This window comes from Echinicola marina (assembly GCF_020463795.1).
Lineage (GTDB): Bacteria > Bacteroidota > Bacteroidia > Cytophagales > Cyclobacteriaceae > Echinicola > Echinicola marina.
In genome coordinates this window covers 426,959-446,839 of the sequence record NZ_CP080025.1, presented here as the reverse complement: position 1 = coordinate 446,839, position 19,881 = coordinate 426,959, and the positions used below count along the sequence as shown (strand labels likewise).

Sequence of the window (19,881 nt, the reverse complement as noted above, 5' to 3'; positions counted from 1 at the left end):
CTGAAAGACTCTTTAACAGCAATCAAAGTGTAAAAGAATACAATCACGATTACGGGAATAGGATCAAAGTGTAGAATAAAACTTAGTGCGTTAACCATAAAAACAATAGCTTAAACGAAGAATTATGAATGAACTACTAAAACGGGAACAGGCGGCCATAAATGGCCAGGTGGTAAGAAGGGAGGAAACTGTTCCCAGAATAGGTGTTTTTGGGGTCGGATACTTCAAATACTGGGAACAATTTGACGGTCTTTTGGAGGATCTGCTGGAAAAACAAAACGTTTTTGTTGAAAAATTAAAGAAAAATAAAGTAGATATAGTAGAATTTGGGCTGGTCGATGACGCAAAAAGCGCCTACGACCTGGTGCCAAAGTTAAAAGCCGCCAACCTGGACCTCATCTTCTGCGACATGCTCACCTACGCCACGTCCAGTACATTCGGCGTCATCATCAAGAACCTCGATGTGCCTATCGTATTGGTGGCTTTGCAGCCGGATAAGGCGATGGACTATTCAAAGGCTTCGACTTACATGCAGCTTTACAACGACGACGTTTGCTCGTTACCGGAGTTTACCGGTGTTGCAGTAAGAATGGGTAAAAAAATTCCTGATGTCATCATCGGCACGCTCCACGACGACCCCCAGTCGGAAAAAGAGATCAAAGAATATTGCAACATAGCGAGGGTTTTGCATGGATTGAAAACCGCACGCATCGGTCACATAGGGCACCCCATTGAAGCTATGCTCGACATGCACTCTGATGCCACCATGCTCACGGCACATTTTGGGGTGCACATAGTGCAGTGTGAGGCCCACGAGATTGTCACCAAATACCAGAGAGAGGTAAATGAAAATGAAATAAGAACCGAAGAGCAGCGTATCCTTGCTTTTTTTGATACGCCTGATCCGGTTTCTGACCCGATTTCGGAAAAACTTAAGCCCGAAGATCTGGAGGTTGCGGCAAGCGTATCGGTAGCATTGAAAAAATTTGTGGAAGAAAAGAAACTGGATGGACTTGCCTATTATTACAATGGAGAGGAAAACAGCGACACCCAGCTGGTAATGTCTAACCTCATCGTAGGCAACTCTCTGCTGACGAGCGCAGGCTTTCCCATGTGCGGTGAATCTGACTTGAAATGCTGCCTGGCAATGTTCATTATGGACAGACTCGGCATTGGCGGAAGCTTTGCGGAATTTCACCCGGTAGATTTTAAGGAGAATTTTATTCTCGTAGGGCACGACGGCCCACATAATATTTCCATTGCGGAAGGTAAACCGGTATTGAGAAGCTTGAAGAAATACCATGGCAAGCCGGGCTTTGGTGCCGGAGTGGAGTTTAAGATCAAAGAAGGCCCTATTACCATGCTGAGTATCACTTCCACGTATGAAGGAAAGTTCAAGTTTGTGATAGCTGAAGGAGAATCGGTGGAAGGCCCTATCCCGCCCACCGGAAACACGAACACCCGGGGTTACTTCAAGCCGGATGTAAGGACGTTTCTCACAAAGTGGGTGAAGGAAGGGCCCACCCATCATTTCGCTTTGGGAGTTGGCCACCATGCGCAGACGATCCGGAAGATCGGCGAATATCTAAACATTGAATCGGTTATAGTTGAATAGCATATTGTGAAGACGAAAGCAGGCCTTAAGTTTGAGCCGACCTCACCTTTAAGGGCAGGCTTTGGTCTTTCTGCATTAAAACAATTTAAAATGAACACAGTTCGCATCTTTATTTTCCTTGTTCTTACCATATTTGCCGGCAATTTAGTCGCAGGCCATGGCGATGCGGAAAAACCCTTGCAAAAGCTGTTTTTCCTCGATTTTGAAAAAGGCTTTTCGCCCAATGCAATGGGAGAAAACAACCCCTTGAACAAAAACTTTCCCGAATTGATCTCAGGAGTCGACGGCAGTGCAGCCTTTTTTGAAGGTGGAAAAGTGTTACAATATTCTTCACCCAAAAACCTGAATAAAGAAGAAGGTACGATCAGCTTCTGGCTGAAGCCCGGAGACGAAATGCCGAAACAGGGGCCGCTGACGTTATTTGCGGAAAACGGGCCGAATGATGCAGGCGAAAACAGTTTCCGGATCGAGCTCTTTCCAAACCGTTTTATCCGTTTCAGCCTGAAGGACTCCAGGGATTCCTACATTTATTATCACAAGATTGGCGCCTGGAAAAGAAATGAATGGCATCACCTGGCCATCACCTGGAATGTGAAGAAAGGTGCTTTTATCTACGTAGACGGAAAAGCCGCGTCTACCGGGTGGATGCCCCAATGGGAAGCCAAAGTTTACGACAGTTTCTTTATCGGTGCAGGTAACGCCAACGGAGAAGAGGCATCACATGCTGTCATCGACGAGTTTACCATTTACAATCGCGAACTTACAGAAGAGGAGGCAGGAAAAGAATTTCTTAAATATGGCCATTTCTCTACCCAAATTTCGTTTAAAGACCCATTTATTCCGGCAGGGAAAAAGAATATTCTGATCGCGGAACTCGTCAATCTGTCGGATCGTCCGGTTGCGCTAAAGAACATCGCTTGCGCGCTCACCGACAACGGGGGCAATGAATTGTTTAAGGCTGACCTGGGAGAGCAGTCGCTGGAGAAATTCAGCCACAAAGCCCTGCATATCCCGGTAAAAACAGATAAAACAGGTACTTTTTCCTTCACCCTTACATACCTTGAGAATAACGAAAGAAAACAAGCCGTTACGCCGCTTCATGTCTTTAAAAGTAAAGAAAAGGCGGCAGCGCAGGATTGGAGCTATCAATTAGTTTCTCACGTAAAAGCCGCTGAAAAAGAACCCATAGCAGAAACCGGAGGTACCCTGGTTTGCGAAGCCTCTTTTGGCAAATACCGGGAAGCAGGAGGCCGTTTCAACGACCGGTTTGCGATGGATTTTGACGTGGAGGCAGTGGGCGAGCCGCACCTGGCAGTGGTTACCTATCCGGATGATAAACCGCGAACCATGGAAATTATGCTGCAGCATTTCAATGGCGCCATAGATTTCCAATCGCATACCGGTGTCTTAACCGGTGAGGAATACCCGCTGACGAATACTGCTAAAGAATTTGAGATCGTGTTCTGGCCGCGTTCCAAAAAACAGGCATTTGTTTTCATGACTGCGGAAAAGAATTATCCGGCGGCAGTGAAAGACATCAAGATCTATAAGATCGATAAATTCAACGTCGCGTCTGCAGAGAGTAATTTCCGCGGAAACGTGGCTTCCCGCAGCAGCGGATTGTATTATGAAGACCCCGTGTTGTTCCACAACTTTGGAACGGGCAGAGATCTTCAGGGGTTTGTTACTGCCACCGATCGCCTCGTGCAATACCTGCATTCCCTGGGACAGACGGAGTTTGAATATCCGCTGGCGTGGTATGCAGGGCCGTTATATGGAACGTCGGTCGAACCTTTCCAGCCAGACATCGATGGCGCACAAGGCGGTCAACGTCCTCATCCCGATGGCTACCCCGCATATCTGATAAAGCGCCTGGGCGAGCAAAACATAAAATTTACGGCAGGTTTGCACATCCATACCCTGCCCAGCTTAAATAAATATGCACTGGCAGACTGGGAGAGAATCGACCACGGGGAAGAAACAGTTATCAACATCAACAAAGACGGAAAGCTGTGGTACGGATACTGGCATGGCAACGACCCCAACTTCAATGCTGCAGATCCACGGGTAATGCATGCCGTAGATACCATTGTCATGGAAATAGCGGAGCGCTACGCGAAGGAATCTGCTTTTGATGGAATTTCCCTTGTTATGGCTAAACCAAAGCTTTTCACCTTTGGTTCGCTGGCTTCTGGTTACAACGATTCCAACCTGCAGCGCTTTCAAAAAGCTTCCGGTATTAAAATTCCCGGTTACGTTCCCGGCGATTCCAGCCGGTTCCGGAAAAGCTATGAATGGCTGATGGAAAATGCTGAAGCTAAAAAAGCCTGGATCGACTGGCGGTGCCAAATCTTATATGAACATTATGCTGCCATGGGCAGAAAATTGGCAGTTTATCGCCCGGATTTAAAGCTCAAGCTCAATATATTTGTCCACTTGATGCATAACCAGCGACTGGCAGACTACCTCAATGAACCGCCGGTAGAAGTGATGCGTGAAATGGGCATTGATCCTGCGCTGTATAAAAACGAAAAGAACATTGTCATTAATCATACGCTGGTGCCGGCAGATCTTAGGTGGAAGCGTTCTCATTATCCTCCCGCCATCCCCAACATAGACCGCACGGTAATGACCGCTCCGGAGATGGTGACTTCCATGCAGGGCCTGGAAAACGTCCGCGTTACGATCCACGATCGCTATTGGGAAGATGCGGTAGGGCGGGAAAAACCAATGGAAGGCCTCACCGCAATGGGGGTAAGTGAAATGGTTTGGAGGGCATCAACCTTAAATGCCACCGGCTTTCACAGTCTGGAGCCGTATGTAATTGCGCTCAATCACCTCGATGCTGCAAGTATTGTGAAAGGAGGCTATGTGGTGGGTACTTTCGGCATGGAAAAAGAGCTGTCGCAATTTTCGAAAGCCTTTCAGGCGTTGCCGTCAACGAAATTTGAAGATATTCCCGGTCTTGCCGATCCGGTGCGGGTGAGAAAAAAGGTGGTTGACGGAAAGCTGTATTTCTATGTGCTGAATACTATTCCCGCTCCCGCAGAGATCAGCCTGAAATTAAAAGAACCGGGAGAACTACGGGAACCCGCGACAAATGAGGTTTATGCAAAGTCAAAAACATTAAACCTGAAGTTGAAACCCTACGACCTGCGGGTATTCGTCAGCTCGTCGGCCACCCAGGATATTGCCGGTGGTAAAGTAAAAGTGGAAAAAGAGTGGCTGACCAGTCTTGAAAAGTCACTGACAGATATGGAAAACTGGGCAGAAAAACAGGAGAAGCTCTTCCGGAAGCACAAGCCTTATCTCGAGCTAGCAAGGGAACACTGGAGCAAAAAACATTTCTCGCGCGTGTACTTCCTATTGCAGGAGGGTTGGGGAGAACAAGAGGCTACAGCGGAGAAATAAGCGCATTTTCGAAGAATCATGAATCAATTAAGTTAATTAGAAGAAGGCAAAGACCACAGGACTAATGGCAGGGAAATGACGAGAAATGGTCGTTCTTCTCCAGATGATTTAGTATTTAGTTCCAACCCAAAATAACCTAATGTATGTTTAGAAAATCAGCTTTACTCATCAGTTTGGCACTGCTGACGGTCTTTTACGTTTGCAGGGCCCAAAGCACAAGCGATGTGGTCTTTAAGGACGGCGATAAAGTCAACTTTATCGGTAACAGCATCACCCATGCAGGTGAATTTCACAACTTCATCCTGCTTTATTATGCTACTCGTTTCCCGGAGGCGAATGTTACCTTTTACAACTCCGGCATCTGGGGCGACAATGCCAACAGTTTTCTTCGCCGAATGGATGAAGACATTCTTAACAAACCCGCCCATTATTCGGTGGTAATGGCCGGTATGAACGACGTAAACCGGGCGCTGTATGCAGCCGCTAACCAGGGAGATCCCGAAATTGAAGCCAAAAAGCAACGGGCCCTCAGCGACTATCGCGGCTACATGGAGCTCGTGATCCAGCGTCTCCAGGAGGCAAAAACGGAAGTAATTTTGCAAAAGCCATCCATCTACGACCAAACGGGCGATTTGCCCGCTGAAAACATGTATGGGGTAAACGATGCTTTACAGCAATGTGCCGTGATCATCGACGAGCTGGCCGCGGAATACAACCTGAAGGTGGTAGATTACTGGACCATACTTAATACCCTGAACCAGCAGGTGCAGGCAAGCGATCCAAAAGCTACATTGATCAGCAACGACAGGATACACCCCGGCACCCCCGGAAATTTCGTTATGGCCTACCAGTTTCTGAAAGATACCGGGGTGCCGCGCACTGTGGCCGGCATTAACATCAGCGACGGAAAACTCAAACAGTCCAAGAACTGCAAGATCGACAACTTTCAGGCTTCAGATAGTTTAATTACCTTTTCTTATTTGGCCAACAGTCTTCCATTTCCGGTCGCTCCGGAGGCAGAGCCGGCCCTGGAATTGGTCCCTTTCATGCAGGAGCTCAATGCGGAAACCCTGAGGGTAAAAAAACTGCCCATTGGTGATTATGCATTGACGATCGACGACGTCTTCGTTGCTAACTATTCCAGTGAGGAGCTGGCGGCCGGAGTGAATCTGGCCCTTGAAAAAAATACACCTCAATATAAACAGGCAGAGCAGGTAAGGGTACAAACGGTTCTCTACCGTTCGCTTCAGCGAAAGCTGCGCGACATTAAAAGAGTAGAGATCAACTACCTCCCCGATTCTATAAAAAACGGCACTTTTGAAGACATTAAAAACTATATAGAAACCCTAAAGAACGCGAATGATCCAAAATATACGCACAACAAAAACCTTTTTGACAATTATCTGATCAACAAGCCTGAGGAAAATGATATTGAGCAACAACTGCTCGATGTAAACAACCAGATATATTCCATCAATAAGCCTGTCGCACGGAAATTCCGTCTCAGCGCCGGTGCAATGACCGATCCTGACGCAGATATTACCCATGTCTGGGAATTTGAGGAGCCGGTGGTGAGCAACAAAGTAGAAGGGTGGACCATTGTCAACTATGGCAATCCCGCCACCAGCAATGGAATTCTCAATCTCACAGGCATTCAGACCTACAACCACATCCGCTACGATGTTCCTGCCGGTAATGCCATCGATCCTGTTCAAAGCAAAACGGCCATTATCCGGTTGAAGAACGGGACTGCTAACACTAAAGCGCGGTTCTACTGGTGGGGCAGCGAAGCTACCGCTGCATTTATCGAATTTGATATTTCCGCCAATGATACAGAATTCAAAGAATATAAAGTCGATTTAAGCAGGGATGCGCGATGGGACGGAACCATCAGCATTATTCGTTTTGATGTGCCCAGTCCGTTGCATTCTTCCTCTTTCGGCAAGACCATCGACATCGATTATGTGAAAATGTCGGCAGAAGTGCTGCCGGAGCCCGAGCCCGAGCCGGTACAACCTATGGCGCCCCTGATCCCGTCGCCCTTTGGAGTAAATCTGGCCGGAGCGGAGTTTGGAAAAAACATGCCGGGTGTATATGGATCGGACTATACCTATCCTACAAGCGAAGAGCTCGATTATTTCAAATCCAAAGGTTTGAACCTGATAAGACTACCCTTTAAGTGGGAGCGAATTCAACATCAGCTCAACGGAACGCTTAATGTTGAGGAGTTGAACAGAATTAAAACCTTTGTAACTGCTGCTCGGGCCAGGGGAATGTGGGTATTGCTGGATATGCACAATTATGGCCGTAGGAAAATTGATACCACGGAGTATATCATCGGCGATCCGATTTTACCGGTTTCAGCAGCTGCGGATGTCTGGCGAAAACTTGCTGACGAATTTAAAACGAGTGAAAACATCTGGGGCTATGGCATCATGAATGAACCCCACGACATGTTGCCCAGTACCCCCTGGACTGAAATTGCCCAGGCGATCATTACGGAGATCAGAAGCGTGGATTCCACCACCACAATTGTGGTGGCCGGAGATAGCTGGAGTTCTGCGGAAAGGTGGCCTTCGGCGAGCGATAATCTGAAAAACCTCGAGGATCCTTCCGACAATCTGATCTTTGAAGGGCATGTCTATTTTGATGACGACGCTTCAGGAAAATATGATCAGAGTTATGACGATGAAGGGGCAGATCCAAACATAGGCATTACCCGGACAGCCCCATTCGTCAACTGGGTGAAACAAAACGGTTTCAGAGGGTTTATTGGAGAATATGGTGTGCCTGACGACGATCCACGGTGGTTGGTTACGCTCGACAACATGCTGGCATATCTAAAGGAAAATTGTGTCAACGGCACCTACTGGGCAGCGGGTCCTTGGTGGGGAAGCTACCGGCTGGCAGTAGAGCCTATAGGCGGCTCCGAACGGCCGCAGATGGCGGTACTGGAGCAATACAAAACAGCCAACTCGGAATGTGTGGCAGAGACAGACCCGCAAACGCACATTTGGGAGTTTAACGGAACGGTAGAAAACAACCGGATCGATGGCTGGACGATCGTTAATTACACGAACGCCAATTCCGCAGACGGAATTTTAAACCTGACGGTCTCGCAAACCTACCAGCATATCAAATACGATGTTCCTGCCAGCAACGCAATAGATCCCACCCACAGTAGGTATGCGGTAATTCGGTTAAAGAACGAGACCCCTGAAACCAAAGCCAGGTTTTACTGGTGGGGGCCGGTTGGCGACAATGTAGCCAATTTTATCGAATTCGACATTTCGGCTAATGACGCCGATTATAAAGAATACGTAGTCGATCTGAGCCAAAATACGGCCTGGACCGGCAAGAGCAATATCCGTATCATCCGTTTCGATGTTCCGGCTTTGGCGGGCGCCGCCTCTTTAGGTGAAAATGTACGCATAGACCAGGTGAAATTGCTTTCCTCGCTTCCGCAAATTCAGACTTATACCTGGCATTTTGACGAACCGGTGGTAAACAACAAGGTAGAGGGCTGGAATATTGTGAATTATACGAATGCCAGCACCTCCAACAGTGTACTTTCGCTCACAACTGCGCAAACCTACAACAACATCCGGTTTGATGTGCCGGTTGCGGAACCGATAGATCCTAGTGTTTACAAATATGCCACCATTAAAATGAAAAACGGAACTGGTGATTCGAAAGCCAGATTTTATTGGTGGGGGCCAGTAGGTGACAATGTTGCCCATTTTGTTGAGTTCGACATTTTAGCAAACGATACAGATTATAAGGAATATACCGTGGACCTGAGCCAGGAAGCGTCATGGACGGGAAACAGCCATATTAGGATTATCCGGTTCGATGTGCCCAGCCCGGTGAGTCAGGCTTCTTTTGGTAATGTGGTAGAGATAGATTGTATCACCCTGTCACCGGACAACCCGAAGATCGCTCAGGACAGTGTGCTTTTGAATCCTGTGATTACGGCGATGTTCGATGACAGCACGGAAAGCAAACTGACAGTTTACAAAAATGAAGGAAGAAACATGTCCATGGCCGTAGAGGTTCCGGAAGATACCCAGGGTAGGATTACGGTTACTGATATGTTTGGTAAAAAGCTTGCGGACGAATCTCGCTCTTTTACAAAAGGGCAACAAGCTGTTGAAATAGGGATAGAAGGTAGTCTTCCCGGATTTTATATTGTCACCTTTTATAACAACAAGAGAAAAGAAAAGGTTAGTAAAAAGTTCATGATACGATTACAATAAAGTTATGTTATCAATAAAGAATAGAAAAAAAATCTTAGGATGGGGTTGGATAACTCTTTGCTTTGCGGTATTGTCACATCAGCTCGCCGCGCAACCTACTGTCCGCGGCAGGGTAACCGACGCTATTGAAGGAGAGCCGCTCATTGGGGCCACCATAGTGCAGAAAGGAACCACGAATGGCACGGTCTCAGATGATTCAGGAGAATTCAGCATCTCCGTTCCCGCGAATGCCACTCTGATCTTTTCGTATATCGGATACCTTAGCAAGGAGGTACAGATCGGGAACCAGACTACCGTGGATGTTGCGTTGGAGGAAGATCTTAAGAGCCTGGAAGGAGTGGTGGTGGTTGGGTATGGAACGCAGAAAAAAAGCGATCTTACCGGTGCCGTAGGTACCATTTCCGGAAAGGAGCTTTTATCCATACCTTCTCCAAGTTTCGATCAGATGATGCAGGGAAAAATTGCGGGAACACAGATCACCCAAACAACAGGAGCTCCTGGCGGTAATGTAAACATTGTCATCAGGGGTGTTAGCTCGATTACCGGTGGCAACCAACCGCTGTATGTGATTGACGGTTTTGCCATGGGCGCAGGCGGATCAGGTTCGGATGTCAGCAGTTTCAATGGGAATTCATTTTCCTCCGGGGGGATGGCACAAAACACGGCCAGCAAGATAAATCCCCTGACCAATATAAACCCTGCGGATATCGAATCCATAGAGATACTGAAAGATGCTTCAGCAACAGCCATTTACGGATCCAGGGGGGCAAATGGAGTGGTCATTATTACCACGAAGAGAGGAAAGCAGGGACAATCTAAAATTAACTTCGATGTTAGCAATGGCGTACAAATGATAGCCAATAAGCTGGACATGCTAAATGCCCGCCAATTTGCTGAATTTGTGGCTGATGGAAGGGATAATGCCTGGGTGCTTTCGGGTGGCAACGCTTCAGATCCCAATGAAGTAAGATCTGCCGGTACAAGAGTAAAACCTGAATTCCGAAACCCGGAAGCCATCACCGTAAACACCAACTGGCAGGATGTTATTTTCCGTCCGTCGGTTGTCCAAAGTTACCAGCTTTCGGCTAGTGGAGGTAAGGAAGGGGTTGACTATTATGTTTCCGGTGGATACTTTAATCAGGAGGGAATCATTAAAGGATCGGATTTTAAGAAATTCAACCTGCGATCCAATATTGACGCTTACCTTACCAAAAGGCTCAAGCTGGGGATTTCTATAGCTGGATCGCATTCCTGGGGTAAGTTTGCCAGAGCGGAGGGGCATCTGGGCCAGCGCGGACTAATATCGGCAGCATTGGCCAGCTCCCCAGCGCTTTCGGTTTATGATAAAAACGGAAACTATACTTCAGAGCTGCTGGACCCGTTGGGCGTGCCGGTGGAAAATCCACTGTTGATCATTGATGAGTTTAGTGACACGCGCAGTTCTACCAATGTATTTACCAACAACTATCTGGAATATGAAATTGTCGAAGGCTTAACGCTTAAATCTTCCATAGGGATAAACTACATAGCCGACCATACCAGGCTATGGAAATCTTCTGAAATTGGTGAATGGGGTGCCAAGACCAGTTTGGCCACAGCGGGTGTTCACCAAAGAACAAATCTGAACTGGTTAAACGAAAATGTGCTTAACTACCGTCGATCGATCAATGGAGTTCACGATGTGGATGCCATTGTCGGTTTCACTGCGCAAAAAGACAAAACGGATTGGTTACAGGCAGGCGCCACTGATTTTCCCACCGACCATATCGAATACCTCGCAGGAGGAAACGTAAACGCCGGAACCAACTATGTTTCGGAATGGTCCATGCTTTCTTTGTTGGCCAGGGTAAACTATACTTACAAAGGGAAATACCTGGTTACCGGTACCGTGCGCCGCGACGGAAGCTCGAGGTTTGGCCCCAATAACCGATGGGGTACATTCCCTTCATTTTCGGTGGGGTACCGGATATCTGAAGAGCCTTTTATGCAATCTGTCACCTTTATCGATAATCTGAAAATAAGGGCCAGCTACGGAGTTTCTGGAAATAACCTTATCGGAAATTATGCGCACATCGGGTTGTTGGGCACTACGCGGTATGTTTCAAGCAACCAGGCAGCCCTAGGGATCATTCCCCAAAGCCTGGCAAATGAAAACCTCACCTGGGAAAGATCGCTGCAAACCAACATCGGGCTGGATGTCGCTTTGTTCGACAATCGCCTCACACTTTCTGTTGATGCCTATAAAAATCATAAAAAAGATCTGCTGCTTAACGCCTCTTTGCCAGCGATTTCAGGGTTTTCAGCGTCCACCCAAAACATTGGCGAGCTGGAAAACAAAGGGTTGGAATTCACATTGGATGCCGTTGTCGTCAACACAGGGAATTTCTCTTGGAACTCCAATTTCAATATCGGGGTAAACAAAAATAAAGTGTTGGTACTCAATTCAGATAATGCCAGAATTGAAAATTCTGCCTACCAGTTTACAGAAGTAGGAAGGCCGATTTCCAGCTTTTACATGCTGCATGCTATTGGTGTATTTCAGGATTGGGACGATGTGGATGCCCATCCGAAACAACATCCCGACGTGCAACCGGGAGACCTGAAGTTTGAAGACGTCAACGGTGATGGGGTGATCACCAACGACGACAAAACCTTTGTAGGCGATCCCTGGCCCGACTATACCTTTGGGTTCAATAACCGGTTGGAGTATGACAATTTCGCACTCAGCATAAGTGTGACGGGGTCTCAGGGCAATGACGTGTACTTCCAGGGCGGCGAGATCATCCTCAATGCGGCAGGCGTACAAAATCAATTGGCCGTTACCGATGAGCGTTGGAAATCTTTGGACGACCCCGGCAACGGTTTCACGCCCCGTGCCATCAGGAGTGATTACGCGAAAGGGATAAGCTCCAATTCGCGGTATTTGTTTGACGGATCTTATGTCAGGATCAAGAACATTAATCTTTCCTATACATTTCAGCGGCAAACATTGGAAAAAATTAACCTCTCCGGACTGTCTGTGTACGGAGATATCTCCAATGTCTATACCTTCACAGACTATCCCGGCTATGACCCGGAGGCCAGCTCTACCGGCGACAACATTGCAGCCAGCGGTATAGATTATTTCTCCTATCCCATACCGAGGATATTCACTTTAGGACTGAGGGTGTCATTTTAACCACAAAATATTAAGATCATGAAGAATTACATATTCATACTGCTCCTCTTGCTTGCCTTCACTTCCTGCGCAGATTTCCTGGAGCTGGAGCCGGAAAACCAGATCAATGACAAGAATTATTACCTTACGGAAAATGATTTTGAAACCTCGATGTTGGGAATATACGCCTCTTTCAAAGGCCTGTATACGTCCGAGATGTTTTATATCGGTGAGCTGACGTCAGACAATGCGGAGATTTCCATTTCTTCATCGTCTGCAGCCGAAGTGGAATTTGACGAAATGATCATCACTTCCGAAAACCCGATCATTGAAAATGCGTGGAACAAGGCGCTTTATACAGTTGCCCGGTGCAATGTGATCATCAACCGGCTGAATACGGCTAACATTGATCAGGAAGTAAACGACCGGATAATGGGCGAGGCGAGGTTCATCAGGGCTTTCTGCTATTTCTTCCTCGTGCAGACTTTTGGGAAAGCTCCCGTTGCCGACGTGGAATTTCGTAGTCCGGAAGAAATTTATGCCTCTGATCTTTCGCTGAAATCCAAGGAGGAGGTCTACACGATGATCGAAATCGACTTGAAGGATGCGGAATCGTTGTTGCCGGAAGCCATGAATCCCGACAAAGGATACGTCTCGGTCGGTACGGTGAAAACGCTCCTGGGAAAAGTTTATCTTACCCAAAAGAAGTACGATCTGGCCGCACCAAAGCTTAAGGAAGTGATCGATTCCAAGGATTATTCTCTGGTAGACGATTACAAAAGCCTGTTTTCCGCGGGCAACGAAAATCTTTCTGAATCAATTTTTGAACTGAAATTTATATCCGGAGATAACCTGGGCAATCAATATTCAGTGTTGTTTACACCGGCCACGGTAGGCTTGTTGGCCAACAACCAGCAGGGCTCCGGCAGGATCAATCCGACACTCGATCTGATGAATGCCTATGAAGAAGGAGAGAGAAAAAGAGCATCCGTAGGCGATACGATCGCCCCGGCTTCAGAAGAGAAATTTTACGCTCGTCACGGGTTGAAATTTGTGGACCTGAACTTGGAAAATCCCCGGGATGGTTCTATCAATTTTACGGTTTTGAGGTATGCCGATGTTTTGCTGATGTACGCCGAAGCGCTCAATGAGCAGGGCAAGCCGGAAGATGCCGAAGAATATATAAATGCGGTGAGGGACAGGGTTGATTTATCACCGCACCTTGGGCTTAGCCAGGAAGACATGCGGGAAGCGATAGCACACGAACGAAGGGTGGAGCTGGCTTTTGAGGCCCACCGCTGGTTTGACCTGGTGCGGACAGCGCGCGCGCAGGAAGAGATCGACGACTACTTTAAAAATAAAGGTGTAAATTTCTCAGTAAAAGATCACGAGTTGATAATGCCAATCCCGCAAAGGGAAATTGAGATCAATCCTGAAATGAAACAGAACCCCGGATATTAATCAGTTAATGATATGTTCCTCACCGGGATCAAATCCCGATGAGGAAGATTTTTAGAGAGCAGATAAATTTAAGATTACATATGTTTAAAAGTAAAATTTTAGTGTTGATTTCGCTGCTGCTGGTACTGGAGGGATGCAGCGGCATTTCTAATAAAACACCCGGGCAGGATCCTCGTCCGTTGGTGGAAACATCATTAAAAGGAAAACCGTTCCACAACATTACACTGGAAGCCTCTTTGAAGCCTTTCAAGCAAAACGATGAAGCCTACTTTAAAAAAGTAGCGTCGGAAATGTTTACCCAGTGGCATTCTTTGCTCAGGCACGCCGATACCGTTTCGGTGATGCTCTGGACGGCAGATGGCTCGGAAATACTCGATTATTCGGGAGATCTCAACCAGCCGCTGGAATGGTCCAAATATATCGGAAATCCAAACACAGAACATGAAGTGGGCTCCGGTCCTAAAGAGCTGTCGCTTCACGAGCGGGCCTATTTGTACATGGAGAATCCGCCGGATTTTACCTACAAAGATCTTAAACTTATTGTCAATACACTGAAAGAAACAGGAGAGGCGATTACCGGAAAGCCAGTGAGGATCGGGGCTACTTTCGATCCCGGGCCTGAATTTGCCAAATCGCCTTTCAAGTATGAAAAGCATCCGGAAATACTGGAAGGCAGTGCTATGGGGCACAAATCATTTGTGTTTAGCTATGCTACGCTGAATGCCGATGACGCTGCATACGCTGGGTTTCCGAACGGTATCCCCGGGGGTACGCCTTTTGGCACTTTCTTTGGCCGCCAGAGCCAGCATTTCCTGTCAGACCTGGATTTTGATTATATCTGGTTCAGCAATGGATTCGGGTTTGGCATGGAGCCCTGGGCGTCTACAGGAACTATTTTCACCGGTACTGGTTTCAATGCGGATAAGCTGGAAGATACCCGCAAAAAGATCATCGACTTCTGGAGCCTGTTTCGCAAGGAATGTCCTGGTTTCAGGATTGAAACCCGCGGCACAAACCTCTCCACAGGGGTCGACCTGGCCAAGGACGGCGTTGACCTAAAGGCCATTTATGAAGGTGATTTCAACATACTGCCGCCGCCCAATTCTCCCTGGGCGGCGCTCGACGGCGATTTCGGACTGGAGCTGGTCGGATACCTGTCGCGAATGGCAGAGCTGCCCGATGACCGTTATATTTTCCGGTACTATACACACGATCCCTGGTGGCTCAACAGCCCATGGCTTGATCGCTATGGCCGTGAGCCTCACGATATTTACCTGCCCATGTCGGTGGCCCGCATCAACGGGAAGGGAGAAGTGGCGCTACCCACACATTTGAACTTTTTAACGATAGATGATTCTTATGGGAATATGCCCACCCAGGTTCCGGACGAGGTAATACCGCATATCCTGAAAGCCAGGTACGATGCCCCCACGGCTCCGGGTCCCCTGGTCTGGGTATATCCCTTTGAAGAATACCATCAGTGGGCACGTATGCAGCCAGATCGCCTGTCAGAAATTTACTATGGCGATTGGTTTATCCGCCAGGCCATCAACAATGGGTTGCCACTGAATACAGTGATCTCCACCGGAAATTTTAAGTCTGCTTTACAAAATCAGCCGGATCTATTCGACGAATCGGTGCTGATGACCATTGTTCCCGATGCCGGATCGGAGTATGAAAAACAATTGATGGAATTTGTGAAAAGTGGTGGAAAAGTGATCATCTATGGGCCGTCGGATCGTGCAGGCGAGGAGTTTCTTTCGCTAGTTAATCTCAGGAATGATGACCCGCTGGAGGGAGAGTTTAGCATTACAGGGAATTATGAAAACGATATTTTGAAAAAGAAATATCCGAAAACGATCCGGCACGACGCCTTGTTTTCAGGCGGCGGTTTGAGAAGCCAGGTAAAAGACCGGAAGGATCCTTACACGCGTGTTTTGGTAAAAATGTCGCAGGGAAATCATTCGCGCGATGCGCTCTGGGTGAGGCAGCATCCCGGTTGGAAAGACGGGAAGGTCATTTATTTGCGCGGCACAAATTCCAGCCATTTTGAAGGGGAGCGGTTGCTGGAGCCCGACGATCCCGCAAAATATTTCACCGGGCCTTCTTATTTGCGCTATGCGCTCAAAGAGTGCGGGTTGGAATATGCCGTGGACAAACGCGATCCTGCGGTAAAAAGTCCGGTGCTGAGCATTTCGCGCAGCAACAATGGGTTTTTCTTTGCCGGATACGTGCCGAACACTACGGTGGATCACCGGTTTAAATTTGGTCAGGGAGCGCCAGTGTTGTTGGGCTACGACACGGAATTGGAAGATGGTTTTGCGACCTATTCTTTTCCTACGGCCTGGAATCGCGAGTGCCGTGTATTTGTGGAACAGCAAAACGGCATAGTTTCCTGCAAAGAAATGCATTCCGGCGAACTGGGAATTACCCGGAGGTTGCAGGTTTCGGGACTTGAAAATGCGACTGTAAGGATATATCCCGACGAAGGAATTTCAGAAGATGAGATCAATTTCTACCTGAATAGCGGATATCCCTGGAAAACAGGAAAGATATCTTCTAAAAAAGGAGAAAAAGAGTTTGGTAACAGTTATGTAGCGGAAGGAGTGACCGGCGAGCTGTTGGTATCCTGGTAAATAATTTTAAAATGAGAGTTATAATTTTTGCGTTTTCGATTTTCCTGATGTCCACATGTTCCGTGGCACAGAACCTGAATGTGGCAGATACTGCTACTTATCTTTCAGACCTTAAAAAGGAATTGACCACCCGCTGGCCCAATAACAGGACGATCAACCTGGTCTTTCACGGGCATTCTGTGCCGGCAGGTTATTGGCACAATTCTGAGGTGCACACCCTTGATTCTTACCCTAATATTGTACTTGGTAAAGTAAAACAAATGTATCCGCATGCCGTGGTGAATGTCATCGTGACGGCCATTGGCGGGGAGTATTCCGAAAAAGGGCAGCCGCGGGTCACCACTGATGTGCTGTCTCACAAACCCGATGTGCTGTTTATCGATTACGCGCTGAACGATCTGGGTATTGGTCTGGAAAGGTCCGGAGTGGCCTGGGAAAAGATGATCGGGGAAGCCTTGGAAGCAAACTTAAAGGTGATCCTCGTTACGCCGTCGCCCGACCAGCGGCACGATATCCTGGCGCCGGGCAATCAGCTGGAGCAGCATGCGGAGCAGATCAGAAAACTGGCGGCCAAATATGGCGTAGGCCTGGCAGATCCGTTTGCGGAGTTTCAAAAGAAGGCTCGTGAAGAAGGAGATATTAAAGCCTATATGTCGCATGTAAATCATCCCAATCGCCGTGGGCACGAACTGATCGCCGGTGAAATTGTAAAATGGTTTTGAATGTGCCGGCAACAGCAAAATTGGCTTCAAAATTTGCTGCTTATGTCACCATCAACAAGAAATACCAACATGTAGTTTTCGAAGGATGGACTAACGACATATACTCCGGCCTTGAATTGAATACGTTCAAATGTTAGCATTTTAATTCACAGCCTAGATTTTCCCAGAAGAATCACTTCGAGACTTATTCCTTTTTTATCAAGACAAAAGGAAAGCCTGTCGGGTTTGAGGACAAACGATAAATAGCAACTTACATCTTCTTCTAATAAGGAGATTCTAAATATTAAAAAATGAAATTTTCTAATCATATTAAATACTCAACCCTTTTACTTCTCTCTTCTTTCCTCACTATAAATCTATCCTGTACAACGGATAAACACCCCAGGCTGGGCGAAAGCCCGGTACAGGAAGTTATAGATGCTATGACCATAGAAGAAAAATCGCTGATAGTGACCGGCGCCAAAAGGAGGGAGGTAGTGCCAGTGCCCCTGCCGGGAAGAAAACAGAAAAATATAACAGCAGTGGGCGGTTACACCTATCCGTTTGTTCATTTGGGCATCCCTTCCATTATGTTGTCGGATGGTCCTGCGGGACTTCGAATAGCCCCACACCGCCCGGAAGATCCTGAAACTTACTATTGCACGGCATTTCCCGTGGGGACCTTGGTAGCTTCCAGCTGGGATCCGCAGTTGGTGGAAAAGGTGGGGAACGCTATGGGCCATGAAGCGCTGGAATACGGCGTGGATATTTTGTTGTCGCCGGCCATGAACATTCACCGCGATCCGCTGGGAGGGCGAAGTTTTGAATACTATTCCGAAGACCCGCTGATTTCCGGAAAAATGGGAGCCGCATTGGTACGGGGGATACAGTCGCAGGGAATTGGCACGGCCGTCAAGCATTTTGTAGCGAATAACCAGGAAACAAACAGGAGAACCATAGATGCAGTTGTAAACCAAAGGGCATTGCGGGAGATTTATCTGCGGGGTTTTGAAATAGCCGTGAAAGAAGGTGATCCCTGGACGGTAATGTCGTCCTATAATAAAGTGAATGGCACCTATACGCCGCAAAGCGAAGAATTGCTGGAAATCATTTTGCGAAAAGAATGGGGGTTTGATGGATTTGTACTTACCGATTGGTACGGCGGTGATGATCCGGTGGAGCAAATGAAAGCCGGCAACGACCTGCTGATGCCGGGGTTGCAGGACTGGTCAGATGCCATCGCCGAAGCGCTGGAAAACGGTAGCCTTGAGATGGAGGCGGTGGACAGAAATATCGCCCGTATTCTGGATGTAATCACCCGCACCTCTACTTATAAAGATTATTCCTACTCCAATAAACCAAATTTTAAAGAAAGTATAAAAATTGCCCGTGAAGCTGCAGGAGAATCCATGGTATTGTTAAAAAATGATACTGATATTCTGCCATTAGAACCGGATATTAAAAAGGTAGCGCCTTTCGGAAATTATTCCTACAAACTGACCGTAGGGGGCACGGGCAGCGGAATGGTCAACAACGAGTACAGCATATCCTTAGCTCAGGGACTGGAAAATGCGGGGTACGAGATCGATGCTACCCTTCGCGAACAGTACATCGACTACTTGAAAAAAGGAAAACCGCAGAACCTTGAAGCGGATAGTTTGATTACCGCTATGCCAAAACCCGATAGCATACTGGGTGAATTGCCGCTAGATGCGAGCATGATCCGACAGAAAGCGGAGGAATGCGATATTGCCATGGTTAGCATAATGCGGGTGTTTGGCGAAGGAGGCGACCGGAAGCTGGAAACCTTTTACCTGACGGCAGGGGAAAAGAACCTGCTGAAGAATGTGTCGGAAGCATTTAGGGCAAAAGGGAAGAAAGTAGTGGTAGTCCTGAATATTGGCGGAGTGATTGAGACTGCAAGTTGGAGAGATATGGCGGATGCGATATTGCTGGCCTGGCAACCGGGGCAGGAGGGTGGCAATGCTATGGCGGATATCCTCACCGGAAAAGTAAATCCTTCTGGAAAATTAGCTACAACGTTTCCTCTGGATTACCCCGACGTTCCCACCGCGAAGAATTTTCCCGGCACACCCGCTGAAAATCCGGAGAAAGTGGTGCACGAGGAGGGAATTTACGTGGGCTATCGCTATTACGATTCGTTTGCAGTTAATCCGGCTTATGAATTTGGGTTTGGATTGTCTTACACCGATTTTTCTTATGACAACCTGAAGCTGAGTTCAGAAACTTTTGAAAATGAGATTGAAGTAACGGCAGATGTCAAAAACACAGGCAACAAGGCGGGACGGGAAGTGGTACAGTTGTATCTGGCTGCCCCCGGCAAAGCTATGGACAAGCCGGTGAAAGAATTGAAGAATTTTGCAAAAACGAAATTATTGGCGCCCGGCGAATCGCAAACCATTACATTCGTGCTGGATGCACGCTCACTTGCTTCTTTCGTTTCGGAACGAAGCGCATGGATAGCAGAAGCTGGAAAATATACCGTCCATGTGGGGGCTTCTTCCAGAGATATCAGGAAATCTGCCGGTTTCGATCTTGAAAAAGAACTGACGGTGGAAAAAGTGCACAAAGTGCTTGTTCCGCAGGAAAAAATATCGGAGTTCAAAAGGAAATAAAGAAAATT

General features: G+C 47.5%; 8 protein-coding genes. All 8 read left to right on the top strand.

What is annotated here, in order from left to right; all coding sequences use genetic code 11:
• Window positions 1-124: 124 nt before the first annotated feature.
• A complete protein-coding gene (locus tag KZP23_RS02015; RefSeq protein ID WP_226334476.1) occupies window positions 125-1,615 on the top strand; it encodes an L-fucose/L-arabinose isomerase family protein in 1,491 nt (496 codons plus the stop codon).
• A gap of 6 nt (window positions 1,616-1,621) precedes the next feature.
• On the top strand, window positions 1,622-5,026 hold the full coding sequence (locus tag KZP23_RS02010; protein WP_226334475.1) for a LamG domain-containing protein: 3,405 nt from the start codon (window positions 1,622-1,624) through the stop codon (window positions 5,024-5,026).
• Between the two features lie 143 nt (window positions 5,027-5,169).
• Window positions 5,170-9,282: a cellulase family glycosylhydrolase gene (locus tag KZP23_RS02005; protein WP_226334474.1), complete on the top strand. Its 4,113-nt coding sequence runs from the start codon at window positions 5,170-5,172 to the stop codon at window positions 9,280-9,282.
• Window positions 9,283-9,286: 4 nt separating this feature from the next.
• A complete protein-coding gene (locus tag KZP23_RS02000; RefSeq protein ID WP_226334473.1) occupies window positions 9,287-12,460 on the top strand; it encodes a SusC/RagA family TonB-linked outer membrane protein in 3,174 nt (1,057 codons plus the stop codon).
• Between the two features lie 18 nt (window positions 12,461-12,478).
• Entirely contained in the window at window positions 12,479-13,900 is a 1,422-nt protein-coding gene (locus tag KZP23_RS01995) for a RagB/SusD family nutrient uptake outer membrane protein (RefSeq protein ID WP_015264256.1), read from the top strand.
• 80 nt (window positions 13,901-13,980) lie between these two features.
• Window positions 13,981-16,536 (top strand): hypothetical protein, encoded by a 2,556-nt coding sequence (locus tag KZP23_RS01990; protein WP_226334472.1) that lies wholly within the window; start codon window positions 13,981-13,983, stop codon window positions 16,534-16,536.
• A gap of 11 nt (window positions 16,537-16,547) precedes the next feature.
• On the top strand, window positions 16,548-17,258 hold the full coding sequence (locus tag KZP23_RS01985; protein ID WP_226334471.1) for an SGNH/GDSL hydrolase family protein: 711 nt from the start codon (window positions 16,548-16,550) through the stop codon (window positions 17,256-17,258).
• 290 nt (window positions 17,259-17,548) lie between these two features.
• Window positions 17,549-19,873: a glycoside hydrolase family 3 C-terminal domain-containing protein gene (locus tag KZP23_RS01980; RefSeq protein ID WP_226334470.1), complete on the top strand. Its 2,325-nt coding sequence runs from the start codon at window positions 17,549-17,551 to the stop codon at window positions 19,871-19,873.
• Window positions 19,874-19,881: the final 8 nt, after the last annotated feature.